General features: G+C 72.8%; 5 protein-coding genes. All 5 read left to right on the top strand.

Translation table 11 applies throughout. From position 1 onward, the window contains the following. The first annotated feature begins 24 nt into the window (after positions 1–24). From DW307_RS10910 to DW307_RS10890, 5 genes are read left to right on the top strand one after another with little or no spacing between them, the layout of a single operon-like run. Entirely contained in the window at positions 25–10,929 is a 10,905-nt protein-coding gene (locus DW307_RS10910; RefSeq protein WP_136024723.1) for a non-ribosomal peptide synthetase, read from the top strand. Then, positions 10,926–18,251 (top strand): non-ribosomal peptide synthetase, encoded by a 7,326-nt coding sequence (locus DW307_RS10905; RefSeq protein WP_136024722.1) that lies wholly within the window; start codon positions 10,926–10,928, stop codon positions 18,249–18,251. The genes DW307_RS10910 and DW307_RS10905 overlap by 4 nt, the downstream gene beginning before the upstream one ends. Further along, positions 18,248–19,855: an ATP-binding cassette domain-containing protein gene (locus tag DW307_RS10900; protein ID WP_136024721.1), complete on the top strand. Its 1,608-nt coding sequence runs from the start codon at positions 18,248–18,250 to the stop codon at positions 19,853–19,855. The genes DW307_RS10905 and DW307_RS10900 overlap by 4 nt, the downstream gene beginning before the upstream one ends. Then, positions 19,852–21,615 (top strand): ABC transporter ATP-binding protein, encoded by a 1,764-nt coding sequence (locus DW307_RS10895; RefSeq protein ID WP_136024720.1) that lies wholly within the window; start codon positions 19,852–19,854, stop codon positions 21,613–21,615. Before DW307_RS10900 ends, DW307_RS10895 begins: the two co-directional genes overlap by 4 nt. Continuing rightward, complete coding sequence (locus DW307_RS10890) at positions 21,615–22,337, top strand: 4'-phosphopantetheinyl transferase family protein (protein WP_136024719.1); 723 nt, start codon at positions 21,615–21,617, stop codon at positions 22,335–22,337. Before DW307_RS10895 ends, DW307_RS10890 begins: the two co-directional genes overlap by 1 nt. The last annotated feature ends 1 nt before the right edge of the window (position 22,338 follow it).

Raw genomic sequence — 22,338 nt, 5'->3', positions numbered from 1 at the left:
CGCCCCGAGGAAGAGAAGACCGCGATGATCACGACCTCCCCTGTTTCCCCGTTCGACGGCGACGACGGCGACGTGCTGAGTGCCGCCGCACGCAGCATCGTCGACGCACAGCTCCTGGATCCGGACTCCGACGTGTTCGTGGTCGCCGATCGGGTGGACATCGTCGGTGACGTGTCGACGGCGCTGCTGGCGGAGGCGATCCGCGCCGCCATCGCGGAGACGGACGCACTGAGGGACCTGATCGTGCGCGATGCGGAGGGGCACCCCCGTCGGGTGCAGGTCGATGCCCCGGTGCGGATCGACGTGCACGACGTCTCGGACCGCCCCGACCCGACGGCCGCAGCGGACGAGCTGTTCGCACAGGAGCTGGCACGCGGACGCGGGGGACTGGACGCGGAGTCGATGACCGGGCAGGTGGTGGTGCGAACCGCTGCGGATCACGTGGTGTGGCTCTTCCGTTCGCACCACGCCCTTCTCGACGGCTACTCGATATCCCTCGTGGCGCATCGGGTGGCCGAGCGCTATCGGGTGCTGGTGGGAGCCGGGGGCCTGGGACCCGACTTCGGCCGGGCCGCGTCGCTGCGCGCCGAGGAGCGGGCGTACGCGGAGTCGGCCGCTGCGGAGGCCGATCGGGCGTCCGTGCGTACGCTGCTCGACGAGGCGGGTGTGGCGGATGCCGCGGACGTCCCGACGGTGTCGGGAATCTCCGCGCCGGGAGTGCGTCGGGCCCACGCGGTCGAGGTGCCCCTTCCCGCGGAGACCGCGGACGCCCTCGCTGCCGTCGTGGCCGCGGACCGGCGCCTCACCTGGGCGGACGTGAACGTCGCCGCCTTCGCGGCCTTCGCCGGGAGAGCCGCCGGCGTCCGCCGTCTCGTGCTCGGTGTGCCCTTCGCGGCGCGAGCGACGACGGGTGCGGCGCGGACCCCGTCGATGTCCGTGACCGTGCTCCCCCTTCCGGTGCGGGTCGATCTCGCAGACGCCCTCTGCACCGTCGCCCTGCGCGTCTGCCGTGACCTCGGCGTGCTCCGGCGCGCCCAGCGGATCCGCGGGGAGGCGCTCGCACAGGAGCGCGGCATCCCGTCGCTGCTCCGGGGGCCCGGGGTGAACATCAAGCCCTACACCCCGATGCTCGATTTCGCAGGTGCCGAGGGCACGATCGCCACGGTGGCCGCAGGCCCCGTCGATGACATCGACCTCACGATCACGCCGACGGTGGATGGCGGAGTGCATCTCCGACTCGAGGTGAACCCCGATGTGCACTCCGCGGCGGACGCGGACGCGATCGCGAGAAGATACGCCGGCTTCCTCTCCCGGATCGCCGCCGAGCCCGCGCAGCCGCTCGGTCGGTCGGCCGCGCTCGCCATCGGTGACGGCGGCGCCTCCGGCTCCGAGCCCCTGCCGGAGGGCGGATATCCGATCGTCGACATCTCGGCGGCGCTCGCCCGTGCGGTCGCGGCCGCTCCGGAGGCGATCGCGATCCGCGCATCCGACGACGAGGTGACCTTCGCCCACCTGCACGCGCGGGTGCGAGCGCTCGCGGCGGTGCTCGTCTCGCGGGGCATCGGCAGCGACGACGTCGTGGCCCTCGCGATGCCGCGCGGCATCGACCTGATCGTCGCGATCTTCGCGGTGCTCGAGGCCGGCGGAGCCGTCGCGCCGATCGATCTCGCCTACCCGGAGGAGCGGATCGCCTTCGTGCTCCGGCATGCGGATCCACGACTCGTGGTCACGATCGAAGGATCGCCGGCCGCCGCGCATCCGCGTGCGCTCGTGCTCGACGGGGACGGGACGGCCGGTCTGCCTGCGGCGTCGGCGGACACGGCGTTCCCGTCGCCCGCGCCCGACGCGCTCGCCTCGGTGATCTACACCTCTGGATCGACCGGCACGCCGAAGGGCGTCGGCGTCAGCCGCGGGTCGCTCTCCTTCTTCCTCGCGCACCATGCCCAGACCCTCTTCCGGCCGGTCGCGGCGCGGGCCGGACGGCGGCTCCGGGCGGCGCACACGGCATCCTTCGCCTTCGACTCCTCGTGGGAGCAGCTGCTGTGGCTCCTGCTCGGCCACGAGCTCCTCGTGTTCGACGAGGACGACCGTCGTGACGCGCGCGAGATCGTCGAGGCCGTGGATCGCCTGCACATCGACACCCTCGATGTGACTCCGACGTTCGCCTCCGCCCTCGTGGATGCCGGTCTGCTGGAGACCGCGCACACGCCGGCGCTTCTGCTCATCGGCGGAGAGGCCGCATCGCCCGAGCTGTGGCGACGACTGGCCGCCGCGCCCCTTGCCGCCTACAACTTCTACGGCCCGACCGAGGCCACGGTCGATGCGCTCGGCGCCGTCGTGGAAGGCCTCGAGCCGCGCATCGGCCGGGCGCTCGCGGGTACCGACGCACTGGTGCTCGACGCCGCGCTGCACCCCGTACCTGTCGGTGTCGCGGGGGAGCTCGCGCTCGCCGGGCCCCACCTCGCCCGCGGCTACCTGGGGATGGCGGGTCTCACCGCCGCCCGCTTCGTCGCGGATCCACGCGGTGGCGGAGGCCGGATCTACCTCACCGGCGATATCGTGCGCGTGGAGGAGGATGGGCTGCTGTCCACCCGCGGCCGCCGCGACGACCAGGTCAAGGTCCGCGGATACCGGGTCGAGCTCGGCGAAGTGCGCAGCGCGCTCGCCTCCCTGCCGCATGTGGCCCGCGCCGAGGCCATCGTGCGCGGAGTCGGGGCATCGGCCCGCCTGTTCGCGTACGCCGTCCCCGCCGATGCCACCGATCCCACCGCGACCGGTGGCATCCTCGACGCGGAAGACCTGCTCTCCGCGCTGCGGAGCATGCTGCCCGACCACCTCGTCCCGCACGGCGTCGTCGTGCTGCCCGAGCTGCCCCAGACGGCGCACGGCAAACTCGACGTCGCCGCCCTGCCGGATCCGGTGCGCACCCGGTCTGCGGGAGTCGCGCCCGCGAACGACCGTGAGCGCGCGGTGTGCCGGGCGATCGGCGACGTGCTCGGCCTCGACACGGTCCCCGCCGACGCCGACGTCATCGTGCTGGGCGGAGACAGCATCTCGGTGATCGCGATCACGGCGAAGCTGCGGCAGGCCGGGTGGGTCACCCGACCGCGCGAGCTGTTCGCCGCACGCACGGCTCAGGGTCTCGCGCCGCTCCTGCGTCCCCTCGACGCGCCGGGCGGAGCACCGGTCAGACCGGCCACGGCGGCGACGGGCCCGGTGCCGTTGCCTCCGGTGGCGAGGGCACTGAGGGCGCTCGCCCCCTCTCTCGAGGCCGTGCGGGACTACGCGCAGAGCGTCGAACTCCGTGTGCCGGGGGCTGACGCCGCCGGGGTGACGGCCGCGCTCGCCGGCCTGCTCTCCCGACACCCGGTGCTCTCCCTCGTCGTGCGGGAGCAGCCGGACGGGACCTGGCATGCCGAGATCCCCGCCGCGTCCGCACCGATCCCGCTCCTGGAGGGCGCCGATGCGGAGGAGCTCCATTCCCGGCTGCGGGACGCGCTGGATCCGACCTCGGGGCGCATGGTGGCCGCCGGGCTCGTCCCCGCGGACGGGGTGCTCGTCCTCGTGGCGCACCACCTCGTCGTCGACGGCGTCTCCTGGCGCATCCTCATCGACGAGCTGGGACGACTCCTCGACGGACGTCCGCTCCCTGCAGGGCCGGAGTCCGTCTGGCGTCACCGAGCTCAAGCGCTCGAGGAACTCCGTCTCGATGCCGCCGAAGAGAACCATTGGCGCGGTATCGCCGCGCGATCCTGCGCGGTGTTCCCGCACCCGGTCCCGGGCCCGGAGGCCTCGACGGCGGTTCGCGTCTGGCGTGGCACCGATCCTCGGGTCGCCGCGGCAGTGCTCGATCGGATCCCGCTGGTGCTGGATGCGCGGCCGGATGCGATCCTCGTCGGCGCCCTCGCCGTGGCGCTGCAGGACTGGGCGGGGGTCGAGGGCACGCTGCTCGTGGAGTGGGAGACCCACGGCCGCGAGCCGCTGGACGACGGCGAGGAGCTGGCCGACGGCATCGGCTGGTTCACGACCGAGTTCCCGGTGGCGGTCGATCTCCCCCTACGCGGCGCCGCCGAGGCCGAGCGTCTGACCCGTGCCGTCCGCGCCGTGCGCCAGGCCAGGGCCGACGTGCCGCACGACGGCTACGGGGCGGACGCGGTCGCGGACAGGGCAGTGCCCGGAGTGCTGTTGAACTATCTCGGTCGCTTCGGAGACACCACCCCCGTGACCGACCAGAAGACCTCGGGGGTAGCGCTGCGCAGGGAGCGTCCGTTCACCGTGCACCATCCGGATCGGCTCCGGCTCGGTCACGCGATCGAGGTCGCGGTGTTCGTCGCGCCCGGGGACCGGGGCCTGGAGGTCGAATGGACGGTGGCTCCGGCACTCGCCGAGACGCTTCCGACACTGCTCGAGGCATGGGACCGCGCCCTCGAGGGGTTCGCCGACCTCGCTGATCGGCTCAGCGCACCGGAGGCCGCGCCAGCCGCCACCCTCATCCCGGCCGAGGCGGCGCTGCCCGGCCTCGATCTCCGAATGATCGAACGGGTCGAGGCGGAGAGGGGAGCGCTCCGCGACATCGCACCGCTCACCGCGCTGCAGGAGGGGCTGCTGTTCCATGCTCTCCGCGACGGCGCCGAAGACGTCTATGCGACCGTCACCACGATCCCCCTCGAGGATCCCCGAGGCGACGACGCGGAGCCGTTGGAGCTGGAGCGGATCGCACAGGCCGTGCGTACCGTGGTGCGGGCGCACCCGCAGCTCGGAGCCGCCTTCGTGGTCGACCTCGCCGAGCGCCCCGTGCAGCTCGTGCCTCGCCGGGCCGACGTCGACGTGACCCTCCACGAGGACGATCCGGAGGAGGACGACCGTGAGGGGAAGGGCACCGCGCTCGCCGCCCGAGCCGAGAAGAGGGTCGCGGCGCTCGTCGACGCGGAACTCGCCCGCACGAGCGATGTCTCCCGCCCGCCGCTCGTGCACGCCCACGTGGTGCGCAGCGGTCGCTCCGCCGCCGTCCTCGTGCTCGCCGCGCACCATCTCGTGATCGACGGCTGGTCCACACCGCTGCTCATCGAGCGCGTCGTGGCCGCAGCAGCCGGGGAGACCGTCGCGGACGGCTGGGCAGACCTGCGCCGCACCCTCGTCGCGCAGGAGGCCGTCGATCAGACCCCTGCACGCGATGCGTGGTCCGCCCACCTCGCCGGCCTCGACGGCCCCACCTTCCTCGCACCCGCGGCGCAATCCGACTCGGCGGGAGACGACGACGAAGCGGTTCGAGCGAACGGCACGCGGACCATCGAGGTGCCCCTGGATCCCCGGGCAGGGGAGCGGCTGCTGGTCGCGGCACGGAACGCGGGGCTCACCGCAGGCGTGGTCGTGGTCGGTGCCTGGGCGCACGTGGCCGGACGCGCCGCCGGACGCACAGACGTGGTCGTCGGCATGACGACCGCTGGACGCGCCACCGCCGTCGAGGGCGTGGACCGCGTGGTCGGCCTCCTCTCGGTGACGGTCCCCGTGCGGCTCCGGATGCGTCCGGAGGTCCCGTTCTCGGCCCACCTCGCCGACCTGCAGCAGCAGCGTGCCGGGCTCCACGATCACGAGGCGCTCCCGCTCTCCGACATCGAATCCCTCGTGGGCGTGGGAACCCTCTTCGACACGCTCGTGGTGGTCGAGAACTACCCCTCTCCAGTGGCCGCCGGCGAGGGACGGCTCCGGGTCGGCGAGGTGCAGGCGGCCGGTGGCACGCACTACGCGGTCGGGATCACCGTGCTCCCGGGAGAGGGGCTCCGCATCGCGCTCGAGCACGACGTCGCACGCCTCCCCGAGGAACGAGCGGTCGCGCTCGCCGCGGAGTTCGCCCTGGTCCTCGAGCGGCTCTCGGACGACCTCGATGCCACCCCGGCCACCCTGCCCGTCATGGACGGCGAGCAGGCACTCGTCGGACCCGAGCCGGCGCGCACGCCGCGGGACGACAGCGGAGCCTCCGCCGTCCTGGCCGCCTTCCGCGCCGCCGTGGCGAGCGAACCGGACGCCGTCGCTCTGCGCTTCCGCGATCGGGCGCTCCGGGCGGCGGACCTCGCCGACATCGCCGGGGGGATCCAAGCGGCTCTGGAGCGCGCCGGTGCCGGACCGGAGCACATCGTCGCCCTCGCGGTGCCCCGGAGCGTCGAGGCCGTCGCGGCCATCATCGCGACGCTGTCTGCCGGCGCCGCCTACCTTCCCATCGACGTCTCCTCCCCGCGTGAGCGGCTGCGCGAGGTTCTCGCCGAGGCGCGACCGGCTCTCATGATCGCCCCGCGGGCGAGCGTGGCGGCAGCGCTGGCGGCCGATGCGGGAATCGTGGTCCTCGACCCGGCGGAGATCCCACCGGCGGCGCTCCAGCCGCGAGCCGTTCACGGTTCGGCAGCCGCCTACGTCATCTTCACCTCCGGATCGACCGGCCGCCCGAAGGGCGTCGTGCTCACCAGAGATGCGCTCGACACCCACTTCGACGGTCTGCGCTCGGGGCGTCACGCCGAACTCGTCGCCCGGCTGACGGCGGCGGAAGGGCGGGACCGGATCGTCGCGGTGCACTCCGCATCGTTCGCCTTCGACACCTCGCTCATCCAGCTCCACTGGCTGTTCGCCGGTCACGAGCTGATCCTCCTCGACGATGATGAGCGTCGCGATCCCGCACTCTTCACGGACAGGGCGCGGGGAGCGGATGTCATCGACGTCGCCCCCGTGCTGGCGGAGCAGCTGGTCGAGGAGGGGCTCTTCGACGGCGACCGTCCGCTCCCCGAGGTGCTGCTCGGCGGCGAAGCGGTCAGCACGGCGCTCTGGTCCGCCCTGCGCGAGAGGTCCGCTGCGACGCGGACGCTCAACCTCTACGGCCCCACCGAGGCGACGGTCGATGCCCTCGGCGCGATCGTGGCGGAGAGCGCGGAGCCGCTGATCGGAACACCGGTGCCCGGCGCGTCCGCGGTGGTCCTCGACGCGTGGCTGCGTCCGGTGGCCGTCGGCACGCGCGGGGAGCTCTACCTGCAGGGCGGACAGCTCGCCCGCGGGTATCTGGGTCGCCCCGGTCTCACGGCATCGCGCTTCGTCGCCGCTCCCGGCGGTGCCCGACGGTACCGGACGGGCGATCTCGTCCGCGTGGACGGGGCGGGGCGCGTCGAGTACCACGGGCGGCTCGACGATCAGGTGAAGGTCGCCGGCAATCGGATCGAGCTCGGCGAGGTCGAGGCCGCGCTCCGCAGCCTGGGCGGGGTCTCGCAGGCGTCCGCGGCACTCGACGCGGAGGGCCCCGTCGGGGCGCGCCTCCTCGCCGTGGTCACCGTCTCCGATGGCGTGACGATCACGAGCACTCGCCTGCGGGAGGAGCTGGCCGCATTGCTTCCGGCGGCCGCCGTGCCCGCCCGCATCGCGGTGACCGATGCGATTCCGGTAACCGTGAGCGGAAAGGTCGACCGCGCGGCGGTCCGCGCGCTCGCTCTCGCGTCACCCGGCGAAGATCCGACCAGGAGGATCGTCGCGCCGACGACGGCCGAGGAGCAGGCCCTCGTCGCCGCGGTCGGTGCGGTGATCGGCGGCGCCGACGTGTCGATGGATGACGACTTCTTCGCGCTCGGCGGGCATTCGCTCACCGCGCTGCGCGTTCTCGGGGCCATGCGTCGTGCGGGATACGCACTCAGTGTGCGCGACATCCTGCAGGAACGCGTCCTGCATCGCATCGCCGCTCGCGCGAAGGCGTCGACGACCGCCCCCGCGGACGCGACGCCGGCAGAGACCCCGGAGACGGGTGCGATCCCGGTCTCGGCCGCCCAGCGACGACTGCTGTTCCTCGCCGAGCTGGAGGGGCCGACGGCGACCTACACGGTTCCGGTGTCGTACGACCTGCCGACCGGCGTGAGAGCGGCGGACCTGCAGCGGGCCTGGGAGGCGCTCATCGCCCACCATGCGGTGCTTCGCACGGTCTATCGCCGCACCGACGGCGGCTTCGACGCCGAGGTGCTCGCTCATCCGCCGATGTCATTCGCCGTGATCGACGTCGACGGCGGACTCGAGGTCTCCGTCGCGCGTGAGGAAGAACACGTCTTCGACGTGTTCGCCGCTCCGCCGGTCCGCGCCGCCCTCCTGCGCAGCTCCGAGGGGGACGTGCTCGTGATCGCCGCGCACCACATCGCGGTGGACGAGACCTCGTTCCGGGTGATCCGCGAGGACCTCTCCGCACTCCTCGCCGGTCGCGCACCTGCGGCCACGGTGCCCTTCGGCGCCTTCGCCGCCGCCGAGGCGACTTCCGAGGCGGTCGCGGTGGAGCGTTGGCGGGAGCGCCTGCGGGACATCCCCGTCGAGCTCGACCTGCCGACGGACCGTCCCCGTCCGGAAAAGGCCGGATATCGGGCGGAGACCGTCGCCGTCGCCGTCGCCCCGAAGACGGTGGCGGCGCTCGATGCCTTCGCGGCCGCACAGGGAGCGACCCGGCTCATGGTGCTGCAGGCCGCCGTCGCGAGTCTCTTCCGCGCCCTGGGGGCGGGGACCGACATCGTCCTCGGCACCCCTGCCACGACCCGCGACGCGCGGTTCGAGCGGACCGTCGGCTATCTCGTCAACACGCTGCCGCTGCGCATCGACGTCGCCGGCGATGCGACGTTCTCCGCACTCGTCGAGCGCGCCCGCGATGCCCTGCTCGACGCGCTCGACGACGTCGGAGTGCCCTTCGAGGAGATCGTCGACGCCTGTGCACCTCGGCGGTCGCTGGCCCGGCATCCGCTGTTCCAGACCATGGTCACGGTCGAAGAGCAGGCGGCAGGTGCTCTCGATCTCCCGGCCGGACCGGCCGTCGAACGCCCCGGGCTCGTCGACGCCGCACGATTCGACCTGGCGATCCGCTATCGGGACCCCGAGCACCCGCGCGACTCCGGCGACGCGGACGGTGCGCTCACGATCGTCGCCGCGGCCGAGCTCTTCGACCGGGCGACGGCGGAGCGGCTCGCACTGCGTCTGGTCACCTGGATCGACCGGCTGCTCGCCGACCCGACGGCCCCCGTCTGCGCGCTCGACGCCCGGCTGCCCGATGAACCGGCGCGCATCCCGGAGGAGGACGAGCGGTACCGCGTGACCCCTGTGCTCGACGCGCTCACCGCTCGCGCCCTCGAGACGCCATCGGCGGTCGCCGTGCGAGGAGACGGAGAGACCTGGGACTACGCCACGCTCCTCGGCCGCGCCGCCGGGATCGCCGGAGCACTCCGCGCGCGCGGTATCGGTCCGGAGGATCGCGTGGCGGTCGCCGTCGGTCGCACGCCCGTGCTCCTCGCCGCGCTCATCGGTGTGCTCGCGGCGGGCGCCGCGTACGTGCCGCTGGACGTGGACTACCCCGACGCCCGCCTGCGACTGATGCTGGACGACGCCGATCCGGTCCTCGTGCTCGTCGACGAGAGCACGCACGGCGCGGGGCGAGGTCGGTCCGAGCTCTCCGTGCACGCCGTCGCTCCCGTCTCGGGTGGCGTCTACGCCGCGGCTGGGGTGGTGCGCGGCGCTCCCGCCCCCGCGGAGAGTGCGGCGTATGTGATCTACACCTCGGGATCGACCGGTCGGCCCAAGGGGGTGGTCGTCTCGCGCTCGGCGCTCGATGCGTTCCTCTCGCATGAGCGGTCCGTGCTCGCGCTGACGGCTGCGGACCGTCTGCTCGCGGTCACCACGGTCTCGTTCGACATCGCCGCACTGGAGCTGTTCGTCCCGCTCATCAGCGGCGCGGCGGTCGTGATCGCGAGTCGGGAGGAGGTCCGCGACCCGGATCGTCTCGCCGCGCTCGCCCGGCGTGAGGCGTGCACCGTGCTGCAGGCGACGCCGTCGCTGTGGCGGCCGCTGCTGGAGGAGCAGCCGGAGGCGTGGGGTGCGGTGACCGCTCTCGTGGGCGGTGAGGCGGTTCCCGCGGATCTGGCGCGTGGACTGCGTTCCGCCTGCCGTGCCGCCCGCGTCGTCTACGGTCCCACGGAGGCGACCGTCTGGGCGATGGGCGCGATGCTGGACGACGACGCACATGACGCGAGCGTCCCGATCGGCCGTCCCTTCGCGGGAGTGGGAGCCGTCGTCCTCGACGATGCCCTGCGCCCCGTGCCGCACGGCGTCGCGGGGGAGCTCTACCTCGCCGGCCCCCAACTCGCCCGCGGATATCGGGATCGTCCTGACCTCACAGCCGGCCGTTTCGTGGCAGACCCGACCGGAGAGCCGGGGGCCAGGATGTACCGCACGGGCGACCTGGTTCGCCGAGAGGCCTCGGGCACGCTGCGCTTCCTCCGGCGGATCGACGACCAGGTGAAGGTCGACGGCCATCGACTCGAACTCGGTGAGATCGAGTCCGCGTTGCGCGGCGTCGAGGGAGTGCACCGGGCTGCGGCCGTCGTCCGCACGGATTCGAGCGGTCGTGCGCGGCTGCTCGGATATGTGACCCCGGAGGAGGGCGTCACCCTGGATGGCGCTGCGGTGCGGGATGCCGTCGCGGCGACGGCGCCTCCGGCCTCCGTGCCGCGCATCGTCACCGTGCTGGATGCGATCCCGCTCACCCTCAACGGGAAGATCGACCGTGGAGCGCTCCCGGATCCGGTCGCGGTCGTCGCGTCGGGCCGCGGACCGGAGAACGACGCGGAGCGTGCGGTCGTCGAGGCGGTGGCCGAGATCCTCGAGCGCTCGCGCGTCTCGCCGGAGGAGGCCTTCTTCGAGCTCGGCGGCGACAGCATCTCCTCGATCCGCCTGGTGGCGCTCGTGCGCGCGCGGGGCTTCACGATCACCCCAGGGCAGGTGTTCGCACACGAGCGGCTCGCCGGTCTCGCCGCCGCCGCCGTCCCCGTAGGGGTGCCCGGACCGACGGCACCCCACGGGGCGAGACGGACCCGCGCCCGCCTCGCCCCGCGCGATCTCAGCAGCATCGAACGACTCCTGGAGGAGACCCCGTGAGCACGACCGCTTCCCCCTCGACCGCCGCCGTCCTCGACGTCTGGCCGCTCACCCCGCTGCAGCACGGGCTGCTCTTCCACTCGCTGTGGGAGCGGGAGACCGGAACCTCTCCGACCTATCTGCTCCAGGCGGCGGTCGAGGTGGAGGGCGATCTGTCCGAGGATGCCCTGCGCGCGGCGGTCGCGGATGTCCTCGTCACGCACGAGAACCTGCGGGTCGGCTTCTTCGCGGGAACGGACAGCGACCCGGTGCAGTTCGTCCCCGATCGCGTCGAACCCGAGGTGACGGTCGTCGACCTCGCCGAGGCCCGAGGCGCCGCGCGCGGAGAGGCCCCCACCGCCGCACAGGTCCAGTCGGTCGCGGCGGCCGAATGGGCCAGGGGGTTCGATCCGCAGCGGCCTCCGCTGATCCGCGTCGCGCTGCTGCGCGTCTCGGAGACCAGGGCGGTGCTGCTGGTGACCGCGCACCACCTGCTTCTCGACGGCTGGTCGATACCGCTGCTGCTGGAGGAGATCCTCGACCGAGTGACTGGAGCGACGCCTCCTGAGCCTGAGGCGCAGTTCATCGACTACCTCGACGTCGTCGTCCCCGAGGAGCACGACCCGACAGATGGTGAGGTCGTCGTCGACCTCCTGCGCGGCGTGACCGAGGCGACGATCGTGGCAGCACACGATGCCGCGCCCGACGAGGATGGGCACTTCACGGCCGACCGGAGAGTGCGGCATCGGCAGGACGGTGCGGCACTGCGCGCCAGGGCCCGTGCCCTCGGAGTGTCGCCCGCTGCCGTCGTGAGCGCGGCCTGGGGGATCGTGCTCGGCCACATCGTCGACCGGGAGGATGTGGTCTTCGGCTTCACGGTGTCCGGTCGTGGCGTCGGAATCCCCGGAGCGGATCGGATCATCGGCCTTCTCGGCAACACCCTGCCGTTCCGCGTGCGTGCGAACGCCGGCGACGCGGTGTCCCACGTGATCCGGCAGGCGCACCGGACGCAGGGCGCGCTCGCTGCCGCGCCGAGCGCCGATCTCCGCGCGGCGCAGTCGTCGCTGGGGATCGCTCCGCTCTTCGACAGCCTGCTCGTCGTCGAGAACTACCCGGACGCGGTGGCGGACTGGACGAGTGCCGACGGCGGCCTCCGCGTCGTCGGCACGTGGGCGCGCGACGAGGTGCACTATCCGCTCGCCCTTCTGGTCGAGGTCGGCGACACGATCCGCCTGGAGGTCGTCGCGCGCTCGGGGTCACGGTACGGGGCCGACGCCGTGCTCGCCCTCGTCGAAACGGTGCTCGACGGGATCATCGGGGATCCCGACGTCCGTGTCGCGAGGCTCCCGCTGCGGGACGGGACGACGCCGGACGACGCCGGGGGCCTGCTCGACGGCGGGCCTGCTCCTGAGGCCGACCTCGATGCTCTCCTCGACGCGGTGCGGGAGTCGCGGGGCGCTCAGATCGCGGTCATCGCGGGCGATCGGCGCATCACCACCTCCGCGCTGCATGCGGCGGCGGACCAGCTCGCGGGCGTCTTCGCCGAAGGGTCGGGGCCGGTAGCCCTCCTCGCGCCGCGGTCGGCAGCCCTCGTCATCGGCGTGCTCGCGGCTCTTCGCGCCGCCCGCCCGTTCGTCGCGCTCGATCCCGACCTTCCGACGGAGCGCACGCGCGATGCCCTCGCCGATTCCGGGGCGACGACGCTGTACTTCGCGCCGGAGTGCGAGGCCCTCGCCGCGGAGCTCGGGAGCACAGGACCCTCCTCCGCGCCGGTCACCGACGTCGCGCTCGGCGTCGGCAGGGTGCGCGAGCTGCGGGACCGGACGCTGGTCCCGCTCTCCGATCCGTCGGATGCGGACCCGCGCCGTCGTTCCGATTCACCCGCGTACCTCGTCTTCACCTCCGGCACCACCGGGCGTCCGAAGGCGTGCGTGAACACCCGTGGCGGACTCGCGATCCGCCTCAGCTGGATGCGGGATCGCTATCGGATCGATGCCGACGATGTGATCCTGCACAAGACGCCGCTCTCGTTCGACGTCTCGGTCTGGGAGCTGGTCCTCCCTCTCGTCACGGGTGCACGACTCGTCCTCGCGCCTCCCGGTGCGCACCGCGATCCCGAAGCCCTCGACGCGCTGATCGCCGCGGAGCGGATCACGACCCTGCACTTCGTGCCGTCGATGCTCTCCGCCTACCTCGACCTCGTCCCCGATCCCGCGTGGTCGAGCGTCGCGCGTATCCTCTGCAGCGGGGAGTCCCTGCCGACGACGGTCGCCGAGCGGGCGGCGACGCTCGCGAGTGCCCCCGTGCACAATCTCTACGGTCCCGCGGAGGCCGCGATCGACGTCACCGCCGGGGATCATGCGGAGCGGGCGACGGGAGCCAGCGCTCCCATCGGCGGTGCGACGCCGGGTACGGCGCTGCGCGTGCTGGATCGGTTCCTCCGCCCGGTGGGAGCCGGTGGGATCGGCGAGCTGTACCTCGACGGTGCGCAGCTCGCGCACGGTTACGCCGGTCGCACGGCGCTGACGGCGGAGCGCTTCGTCGCCGACCCCGGCGGGTCCGGCGCCCGGCTATATCGGACGGGAGACCTCGTCGAGCGGACATCTGCCGGACTCGTCCACCGCGGTCGCGTCGATGATCAGGTGAAGATCCGCGGCATGCGCGTGGAACCCGGTGAGACCCAGGCCGTGCTCACGCGGCTTCCCGGGGTGTCGGCGGCCGTCGTCCTCGTGGACGAGGATCCGACTCCCGCGCTCGTCGCCCTCGTCGTACCCGAGCGCAATGACGGAACGCCGCTGCGCGCTCAGGACGTCCTCGACGCCGCGGGCGCCCTCCTCCCGGAGGCGCAGCGCCCCGTCGCCGTCGCATTCGCGGAGGCGGTTCCCACCACGGCCAACGGCAAGCTCGATCGTCGTGAGGCTCTCCGTCGGATCCGGGCGACGCGGACGGTGTCGGGGACCGGCACCGAGACGGGTGACACCGAGACGACCGGCACCGATGCGAACGCCGCCGAGACGACCGGCGCGCACGAGGCCGATCCGACGGGGCTCCGCACCCGACTGCTCGCCACGGCGCGCGAGATCCTCGGAGCGCACGTGCGCGCGGACGACGATCTCTTCGCCGCGGGCCTCGACAGCATCTCGGCGATCCGCTTCGTCGCGCGCGCCCGTCGCGCGGGCGCGGTCGTCACGCTCGGCACCGTCTTCGACGCCCGTACCGTCTCGGCACTCGTCGGACGCGCGATCGATGCCGGACCCGTGGAAGAAGAGGCGGCACCGGCGGACGCCGGGAGCACGGTCGCCGGCACCGACCGGATCGTGCTCGACGCGCACGAACGGAGCGACCTCGACCGTCGTTTCCCCGGATGGGAGGCCGTGCTGCCCCTCGGGCCGCTGCAGGAGGGCCTCTACGTGCATACGCGCCTCGGCGCGGCGGCGGACGACGTCGACGTGTACGTGGTCCAGCACAAGATCACGCTCGACTCGGAGGTCGACGCCGATGCGTTGCGCCGTGCCGGTGACGCTCTGCTCCGCCGGCACGCGAGCCTGCGGGCGGGCTTCGTGGACGACGGACGCGGGCGCCCCCTCTCGGTGATCGTGCCTCCCATCCCCCTGCCCTTCGCCGAGGTCGATCTGCAGGGCCTGTCGGAGGCCGAGCAGGAGGCAGAGCTGGAGAACCTCACGGTGGCGCAGGTCGATGAGGGCTTCGATCTGGCTGCGCCCCCGCTCATCCGTCTCGTGCTCGTGCGACTCGCTCCCGCCCGCGCGATGGTCAGCCTCGTGCATCACCACATCCTCACCGACGGCTGGTCGCAGACCCTGCTTCTGGAAGACCTGTTCGAGCTCTACGACCGTGCTCTCGCGGTGCCCGGGCCGGTGTCGGACGACGGGCTTCCGCCGACCGCGGATTACGCGGAGTATCTCGCCTGGGTCGGTGCCCAGGACCACGCGGCCGGCGTCGACACCTGGAGGTCGGCTCTCGCCGGGCTCCCCGGTCCCACTCTCGTCGAGCCCCGGTCCATCGCCGCCCCGCCCGTGCTCTCCGAGTCGGTCCATGCCGAGCTGGACGCTTCGCTGTCGAGTGGACTCGCCGCACTCGCCCGGCGCTCATCCGTGACACTGTCCACCGTGCTCGGCTACGCCTGGGCACACGTGCTCCGGGGGATCACGGGACAGGACGACGTGGTGTTCGGCACGACCGTCTCCGGAAGGCCGGCGGAGGTCGCGCACGTCGACCGGATGGTCGGGCTGCTCATGAACACGGTGCCCGTCCGGGTGCGCATCCACCCCGGACGCGTGCTGGGGGACGAACTCCGAACGCACATGACCGCGCAGTCGGAGGTGATGCACGCCCACCATGTCGGTCTGAGCTATGTGCAACAGGCGTCGGGTCAGGCCGTCCTCTTCGACACGCTCTACGTCTTCCGGAACCTCCCCGTCGATGAGGCCTCCCAGTCGGAGACCTTCCTCCGGCACGGGATCTCCGAGGCGGAGGCCCACGACGGCACGCACTACAGCCTCGCGATGACGGTCAATCCCGGCGAGCGCCTCGAGGTGGCGCTCGCCTACCGTCCCGATGTGGTGGACGCCGGTCGGGCGGAGCGCTACCTCGATCGGTATCTCGCCGTCCTCGCTCATCTCGCGGAAGACACCGGTGCGCCGGTCTCACGGATCCCCGTCGCAGTGGCGGAGGATCGTCCGGCGATCGACAGGGTCAATGCCGAGGCGACCGAGGTGGCGCCGGAATCCCGCCACGACGCGGACGACGGCACGGTTGCCGACCTCCTCGCCGATGCGGCCGCACGTCACCCGGAGCGCACGGCGCTCGTCGGGCGCGACGTCGAGGGGGCCGCAGCGTCCTGGACGTTCGCGCGCCTGCAGCACGAGATCGACCGCATCGCCGCCCTCGCCGCGGCGCGCACGCGCGGACCGGGCTCGGTGGTCGCCCTCGAGCTGCCCCGCACGATCGAGCACGTCGCCGCGATCTTCGGCGTCCTCCGCTCCGGGCGGGCGTACCTGCCATTGGATCTCGCGCATCCGACCGAGCGTCGCCGCCGTCTCGCCGACCGGGCGGGAGCGGAGCTCGTGATCGTCCCGCCGGGAACGCCCGGAGTCGCCGAGGACATGTCGGGCGGCATCCCCCGACTCGAGCTCCCGCGCGCGTCCGACGCCGCGCCGGGCGAGGGACGCTCCGACGTCACCCTGCCGCAACTCACCCCGGCCCACGCGGCGTACACGATCTTCACCTCGGGATCCACGGGAGAGCCGAAGGGCGTGGTCGTGCCGCACCGCGGGCTCCTGACGATGTACGACAACCACCTCGAGGCGATCTTCCGGCCCACCATCGCGCGGGCCGGTCGCTCGCCGCTGCGCATCGCGCACACGGTGTCGTTCTCGTTCGACATGTCGTGGGAGGAGTTGTTCTGGCTGTTGGACGGGCACGAGGTGCACATCGTCGACGAGGAGAGCCGACTCGACGTCGAAGCCCTCGTCGCGCACTACGCGCAGGTGGGCATCGACGTCGTGAACGTGACGCCGTCCTTCGCGCGGGAGCTGCTGCGTGCCGGCCTCCTCGACCACCGGCCGCCGGCGCTCGTCCTTCTCGGCGGAGAGGCCGTGCCGGCGGAGCTGTGGACGACGCTCCACGACCATCCGCACACGGCGGGATACGACCTGTACGGCCCCACCGAGTTCACGATCAACGCGCTCGGCGTCGACCTGGCGTCGGGGACCACCCCGTGCCTCGGACGACCGATCCTCGGCGCGCGGGCGTACGTACTCGACTCGGGGCTGCGCGAGGTGCCGCCGGGGGGAACCGGCGAGCTCTACCTCGCCGGTGACGGCCTCGCCCGTGGGTACGACGGTCAGACCGCGCAGACCGCCGCGCGCTTCGTCGCCGACCCCTTCGGCGGCCCGGGTGAACGCCTCTATCGAACGGGCGACCGCGTGCACCGTCTGCCGGACGGCGGGATCGAGTATCGCGGGCGCGACGACGGGCAGGTGAAGGTCCGCGGATACCGCATCGAGCTCGCCGAGATCGAGAAGGCGGCGGAGAGTCACCCCCGGGTGGCGCAGGCCGCAGCCTCCGTGGGGGGCGCCGCCGGCGGTGTCCTCCGGTTGCACGTGGTCGTGAGGCCGGGCCTCGACGATGTGCTCCTCGACGATGCATTCCTCGACGATGTGCGATCGCACCTCGCCCGCATCCTTCCTCCCTATGCGATCCCTTCGCTGTTCGCGGTGGTCCCCGTGATCCCGCTCACGGTCAACGGCAAGGTCGACCGCGAGGCGCTCCCCGTTCCCCGCGGCTCCGGCACTGGTGAGCCGCCGCAGGGACGGGCCGAGCGGCTCGTCGCGGAGGTCTTCGAGCAGGTGCTGGGCGTGGTGGTGCAGCATCGGGACGAGGGGTTCTTCGACCTCGGCGGCCACTCCCTGCTGGCGATGCGCGTCGTGGCGCAGCTGGGGGAGGAGCTCGGGGTGCGGGTGCCGGTCGGGACCGTGATGGCCGCGCCGACCGTGCGCGCTCTCGCTGCGGCGATCGGCGATCCCGCGCGGGATGCCGGACTCGCTCCCGTTCTCGTGCTCGGGGAGTCGGCATCGGAGGAGTCGCCCCTGTTCTGCGTGCATCCCGCCGGCGGTTTCGCCTGGCAGTTCGCCCCGCTCGTGCGCTTCCTCCCTGCGGGCGTGGGCGTGGTCGGGCTCCAGGCGCCGCTGCTCTCCGGTGGCGAGAGCGCGGCCATGGATGTGGATGAGCTCGCGCTCGAGTACCTCGAACGGATCAGGGCCATCGCGCCGCGGGGCCCTTATCGACTGGCGGGGTACTCCTTCGGCGGCAACGTCGCCCATGCGATCGCCGCGCGGCTGGTGGAGGAAGGCGAGGAGATCGAACTGCTCGCCCTCCTCGATCCGGCACCGCTCTCGGGTCGACGAGACGCCTCTCGGACCGCGGCTTTCGGTCCCGAGGAGGAGGAGGCGGTGCGCGCGGAGCAGACGGCGTTCTTCGCCGAGCTCCGGGATGAGGGCGGAGACGATCCGGATCTCCGCGCGGCGATCCGTGCTTCACGGGGTGTGCTGGGGCTCGACGACCGCGCCGCGGTCGAGGCGATCGTGGCGAGTCACGCCTGGGCCTCCGGCCTCATGGCCGCATCCGCGTCTCCGGTCACCGCTGTTCCCACTGCCCTGTTCGTCGCGGGGCGCGAAGATCCCGCAGCGTCGGGGTGGGGGGTGCGCCTCGGCGACGACGCGGTGACCACCGTGCTCGATGCCGATCACTCCGGGATCGTCGCCCCCTCAGCGTGGGAGCAGATAGGTCCGGCGATCTCGCGCCGTCTGGAGAAGGGGCGATGAACGGACGCGGTCGGCTGCTCCGTGAGACGGCGTGGAGGGTGCGCGCACCACTGGCTCTCTCCATGGCCGGCGCCGTGGTGCGCCAGGGCGGGTTCCTCGCGGCGCCCTTCATCCTGCAGTTCGCGATCGACGACGGCGTGATCGGGGGCGACCTGGGGGCGGCGGCGTGGTGGGGCGGAGTCGTCCTCGTGGCGGGGATCGCGCAGTTCTTCGGGATGTGCGTGTGGGACCACTTCGCCAACCTCGCCGATGCGCGTACCGGTGTGTTCCTGCGCGAGCGTCTTCGTACGTGTGCGATCGCCGGCGCGGGGCCGTCTTCCGGCGGGACCGGTGATTTGCTGATCCGGGCCGGGCGGGACGTCGACCTCGTCCGGGTCTGGGTGCACGGTCTCCCCACCTGGATCGTGATCGCAGTCACGGTCGGTGTCCTCGTGCCGGGGCTCGCCTCGCTGGATCCGTGGCTGCTGCTCGTCGCCGGGGCGACGGTGCCCTGTCTGATCGTGCTCGCGGTCGTCTACCCTCGGCGCTTCGAGCGGGCGTCCATGCACGCGGCCGAGGCGCACGGCCGACGGGCTGACGCGGTCGATCATCTGCTCCGCAGCGCCGTCACCGTGCGCGGAGCCGGGATGGGGCGCGCGGTCGTCGAGCGCCATGAACGTATGTCGGCCGACCTCACCGATCGCACCGTGCGCGCGGGAGGGATCCTCGCCCGATGGACGGCCCTGGGCGAGGGGATCCCCGCCGTCGCCACGGCGGTCGGCGTGGTCGTCGCCGTCTTCGCCGTTCTCGACGGGCGTCTCACGGTCGGTGGGCTCGTGACATTCAGCGGGTGGATGGCGACGGTCGGGATCGCCGTGCAGGTGGGGCTCCAGCGGTGGACGCAGAGCGCGGATGCCCGGGTGGGCGCGGCCCGGCTGCAGCCGGTTCTCCGCGTCCCGCACACGACGGGTGAGCAGGCTCCGGCGCGGGAGATCGTCTTGGACGGCGTGCGGGCGTTTCCCGGCGCGGAGCCGATCGCGCTCACCCTCGCCCCCGGTCGTCTGATCGGGCTCAGCGGTCCGACAGGGAGTGGCAAGTCGACACTGCTGCGGATGATCGCCGGGATCGAGGCGCCGCATGCAGGTCGCGTGCTCGTCGACGGTGCAGCGGCCACGGGAGCGGTCGGCGGGGTGCATCTCGTTCCCCAGCGTCCGCTCGTGCTGAACGGAACCGTGCGTGAGAACCTCGCCCTCGGCGCGGCCACGGGAGACGGCGAGGACGACGATGCGCGCTACCGTCGTGCGCTCGCCGTCGTCGGTCTCGATGCGGAGCTCGCACCGCGGTCGGTCGATCCCCTCGACGCACCGGTCGGGGAAGGAGGCGGGGAGCTCTCAGGGGGACAGGTGCAGCGGCTCGCACTCGCCAGGGCGCTGGTCGTCGAGCCCGCGGTGCTGCTCCTCGATGACGTCACCTCTGCGGTGGATCCGGCGACGGGGGCCCGCATCATCGCCGCGATCAGGGAGGTGGCGGCGGAGCGCATCGTGGTGGTGGCCGGGCACGGGGCGATCATCGACGCCGCCGACACGGTTCTGCATCTCTCGGTGCGCACGGAGGTGTCGGCATGAGCCCCGTGGCGGATGCCGCAGCCGAGGGGGTCACCGTGCGGGCGGCGTACTCGGATCGGCTCCTCGCCGCACCCTCGCGGCGCGGAGTGGTGCGCGCCGCCCTGCGGTTCGCACGTCCGCACAGCTTCCTGCTCATGAGCGCGATCGTCTTCGGCGTCGGAGCGAGTCTCGCGGCGACGCTGGCGCCGGTGGTCGTGGGGCGGGTGACCGATGCGCTGCTGAGGGGAGAGCGGGAGACCGCACTGCTCCTCGCAGGGGTCGGGGTGGGTCTCGCCCTGCTTCAACTGGTGCTCTCGGCGGTCGGGAGGAGCCGTCTGGCGCGCGGTGGCGAGTTCCTCGTGCGGGATGTGCGGGATCGGATCGCGGCGCAGCTGACGACCGTGCCCCTGCGCTTCGTCGAGCGACACCGACACGGCGAACTGCTGCAGCGCGGCACGGCGGAGATCGCGGCACTCTCCGCCTTCGTGCGCGAGTCCTCGACGGCCCTCCTCGTGACGGGGTCGACCGTCCTCCTGCTGGTGACCGTGCTCGCGCTCCAGTCCTGGGTGCTGGCCCTCGTGCTCGTGCTCGTCTTCTTACCTCCGGCGCTCTTCGTGATGCATCGGTTCCGTTCGCGGGCTGCGGACGCCTACGGTGCGGAGGCGGCGGCAGAAGCGGATGTCGTGGCGGAGCTCGCGGAGAGCGTCCGGGCGCGCTCCCTCATCGCAGGCGCCCCGGCGGTGACGCGTCGCCGACTGGACGACCGCTCGGCGGAGATCAACGCGCACGCGGTCGAGGCGCAGATGCGCACTGTCGTCCTCGGGCGGTGGATCAGTGCCATGTCGCTCATCGAGGGGGTGACCCTCGCGGCGCTGATCGTGGTCGGCGTGCCGCTGGTGGGTGCGGGCACGGTCTCGGTCGGGGTGGTCGTGACCTTCCTGCTGGCGAGCGTGACCCTCTTCTCCGGCTTCTCCGACCTGGTCGCTCTCGTGGGTGCGGTGGAGGAGGCGGCGACGGGTGCCGCACGCGCGAACGACCTGCTTCGTGCCACGGCGTCGGATCGTCCCATCGAAAGCGCCCCCGGGGAGAGCCTGTCCGATGAGTCCGCGAAGGACAGCGGGGAGGTGCCGGGCGTGGGGATCGAGGTCGACGACGTCTGGTTCGACTACGGCGGCGACCCCGTGCTGCGCGGGGTGAGCCTGCGCCTGGCGAGCGGAGTGCGCCACGGCCTCGCGGGACGCTCCGGAGCAGGGAAGTCCACGCTCGCTCTCATCCTCGCGGGACTGTACGCCCCGACCAGGGGCACGGTTCGGTGTGAGGGCGTCGACCTCGACGCGCTCACGCCTGCCGAGCGCGCGCTCCGCGTCGCCTTCGTGCCGCAGGAGGTCCAGCTCGGGACGGGGACGATCGCCGACGAGTTGCGTCTCACCGATGCTTCCGCTGACGAGGGAGATCTGCGCGCGGCGTTCGCCGCTCTCGGCCTGACGTCGTGGCTCGACGGGCTGCCGGAGGGACTGGCGACACCCGTCGGAGCGGACTCGCCGCTCTCGGCCGGTCAGCGGCAGCTGGTGGGCCTCGCCCGCATCGCACTGCTCGAAAGCCGGGTGATCGTGCTCGACGAGGCGACGTCGGATGTGGATCCGGAGACCGCCGGCCTCGTCGAGGCGGCCCTCGATCGTCTCGCGCAGGGGCGGACCGTCGTCGTGGTCGCCCACCGGGAGTCGACCCTCGCGCGTCTCGATCGCGTCCTCGAGGTGCACGAGGGCACGGTCACGGGCTGATGTCGCCCGTCGTCGGCGTTCCCGTCTCCTTTCCCGCCGAGGTGGGGGGCTCCGGCCCGATCCGCACCATCGAGGCGCGGGTCGAGATCGCGGATCGGCTGGTGGATGCGGAGCCGCCGTCGTGGCTTCCGCTCACCGACGACGACCGTGCGCGCCTCGCCGCGTTCCGGCGGGAGGCGGACGCCCGCCGTTTTCTCACGGGACGGATCCTCGTGCACCGCCGGCTGCATGAGGAGCGGGGTGTTCCGCTCGGGGGCGCCCGGTTCGCACGGCGATTCACCGCGGCGGGGGAGTGGAAGCCGATCCTGTCGGCGGAGCCGGGGCGAGGATGGGCGGGCGCGGCGTGGCCGGACGTGTCCATCTCGCACAGTGGGACGTTCGTCGCCGTCGCCTTCTGCGAGGAGGCGGAGGTGGGGATCGACATCGAGCAGCACTCGTCCTTCGTCGACGCGGAGGACATGCTCGCCCTCGCCCTCACCCCGGCGGAGCGGGCGCGCGTGTCGTCGATCGCCGATGCGGCACGCGCCTTCACGGCGAAGGAGGCCGTGCTCAAGGCCGTGGGCTTCGGTCTCGCGATCGATCCCCTCCGGGTGGAGATCCTCGATGGTGCGGTCCGGTGCTTCGATCACGTCGAGCGTCGTCCCGTGGCGCTGGCGCCGGTTCCCGCCTCCGCTCTCGTCTCGGCGACGGTCGCGATCGCTCCGAGGGTCTTCGCCGTCTGAG

Source organism: Microbacterium sp. K27 (assembly GCF_004794435.1).
GTDB lineage: Bacteria > Actinomycetota > Actinomycetes > Actinomycetales > Microbacteriaceae > Microbacterium > Microbacterium maritypicum_A.
This window is presented reverse-complemented; position numbering and strand designations above follow the sequence as displayed.

Bases quoted from the DNA above. Each gene is read 5' to 3' on its own strand.
- DW307_RS10890 (WP_136024719.1), top strand. From the start codon at position 21,615: ATGTCGCCCGTCGTCGGCGTTCCCGTCTCCTTTCCCGCCGAGGTGGGG.
- DW307_RS10895 (WP_136024720.1), top strand. From the start codon at position 19,852: ATGAGCCCCGTGGCGGATGCCGCAGCCGAGGGGGTCACCGTGCGGGCG.
- DW307_RS10910 (WP_136024723.1), top strand. From the start codon at position 25: ATGATCACGACCTCCCCTGTTTCCCCGTTCGACGGCGACGACGGCGAC.
- DW307_RS10900 (WP_136024721.1), top strand. From the start codon at position 18,248: ATGAACGGACGCGGTCGGCTGCTCCGTGAGACGGCGTGGAGGGTGCGC.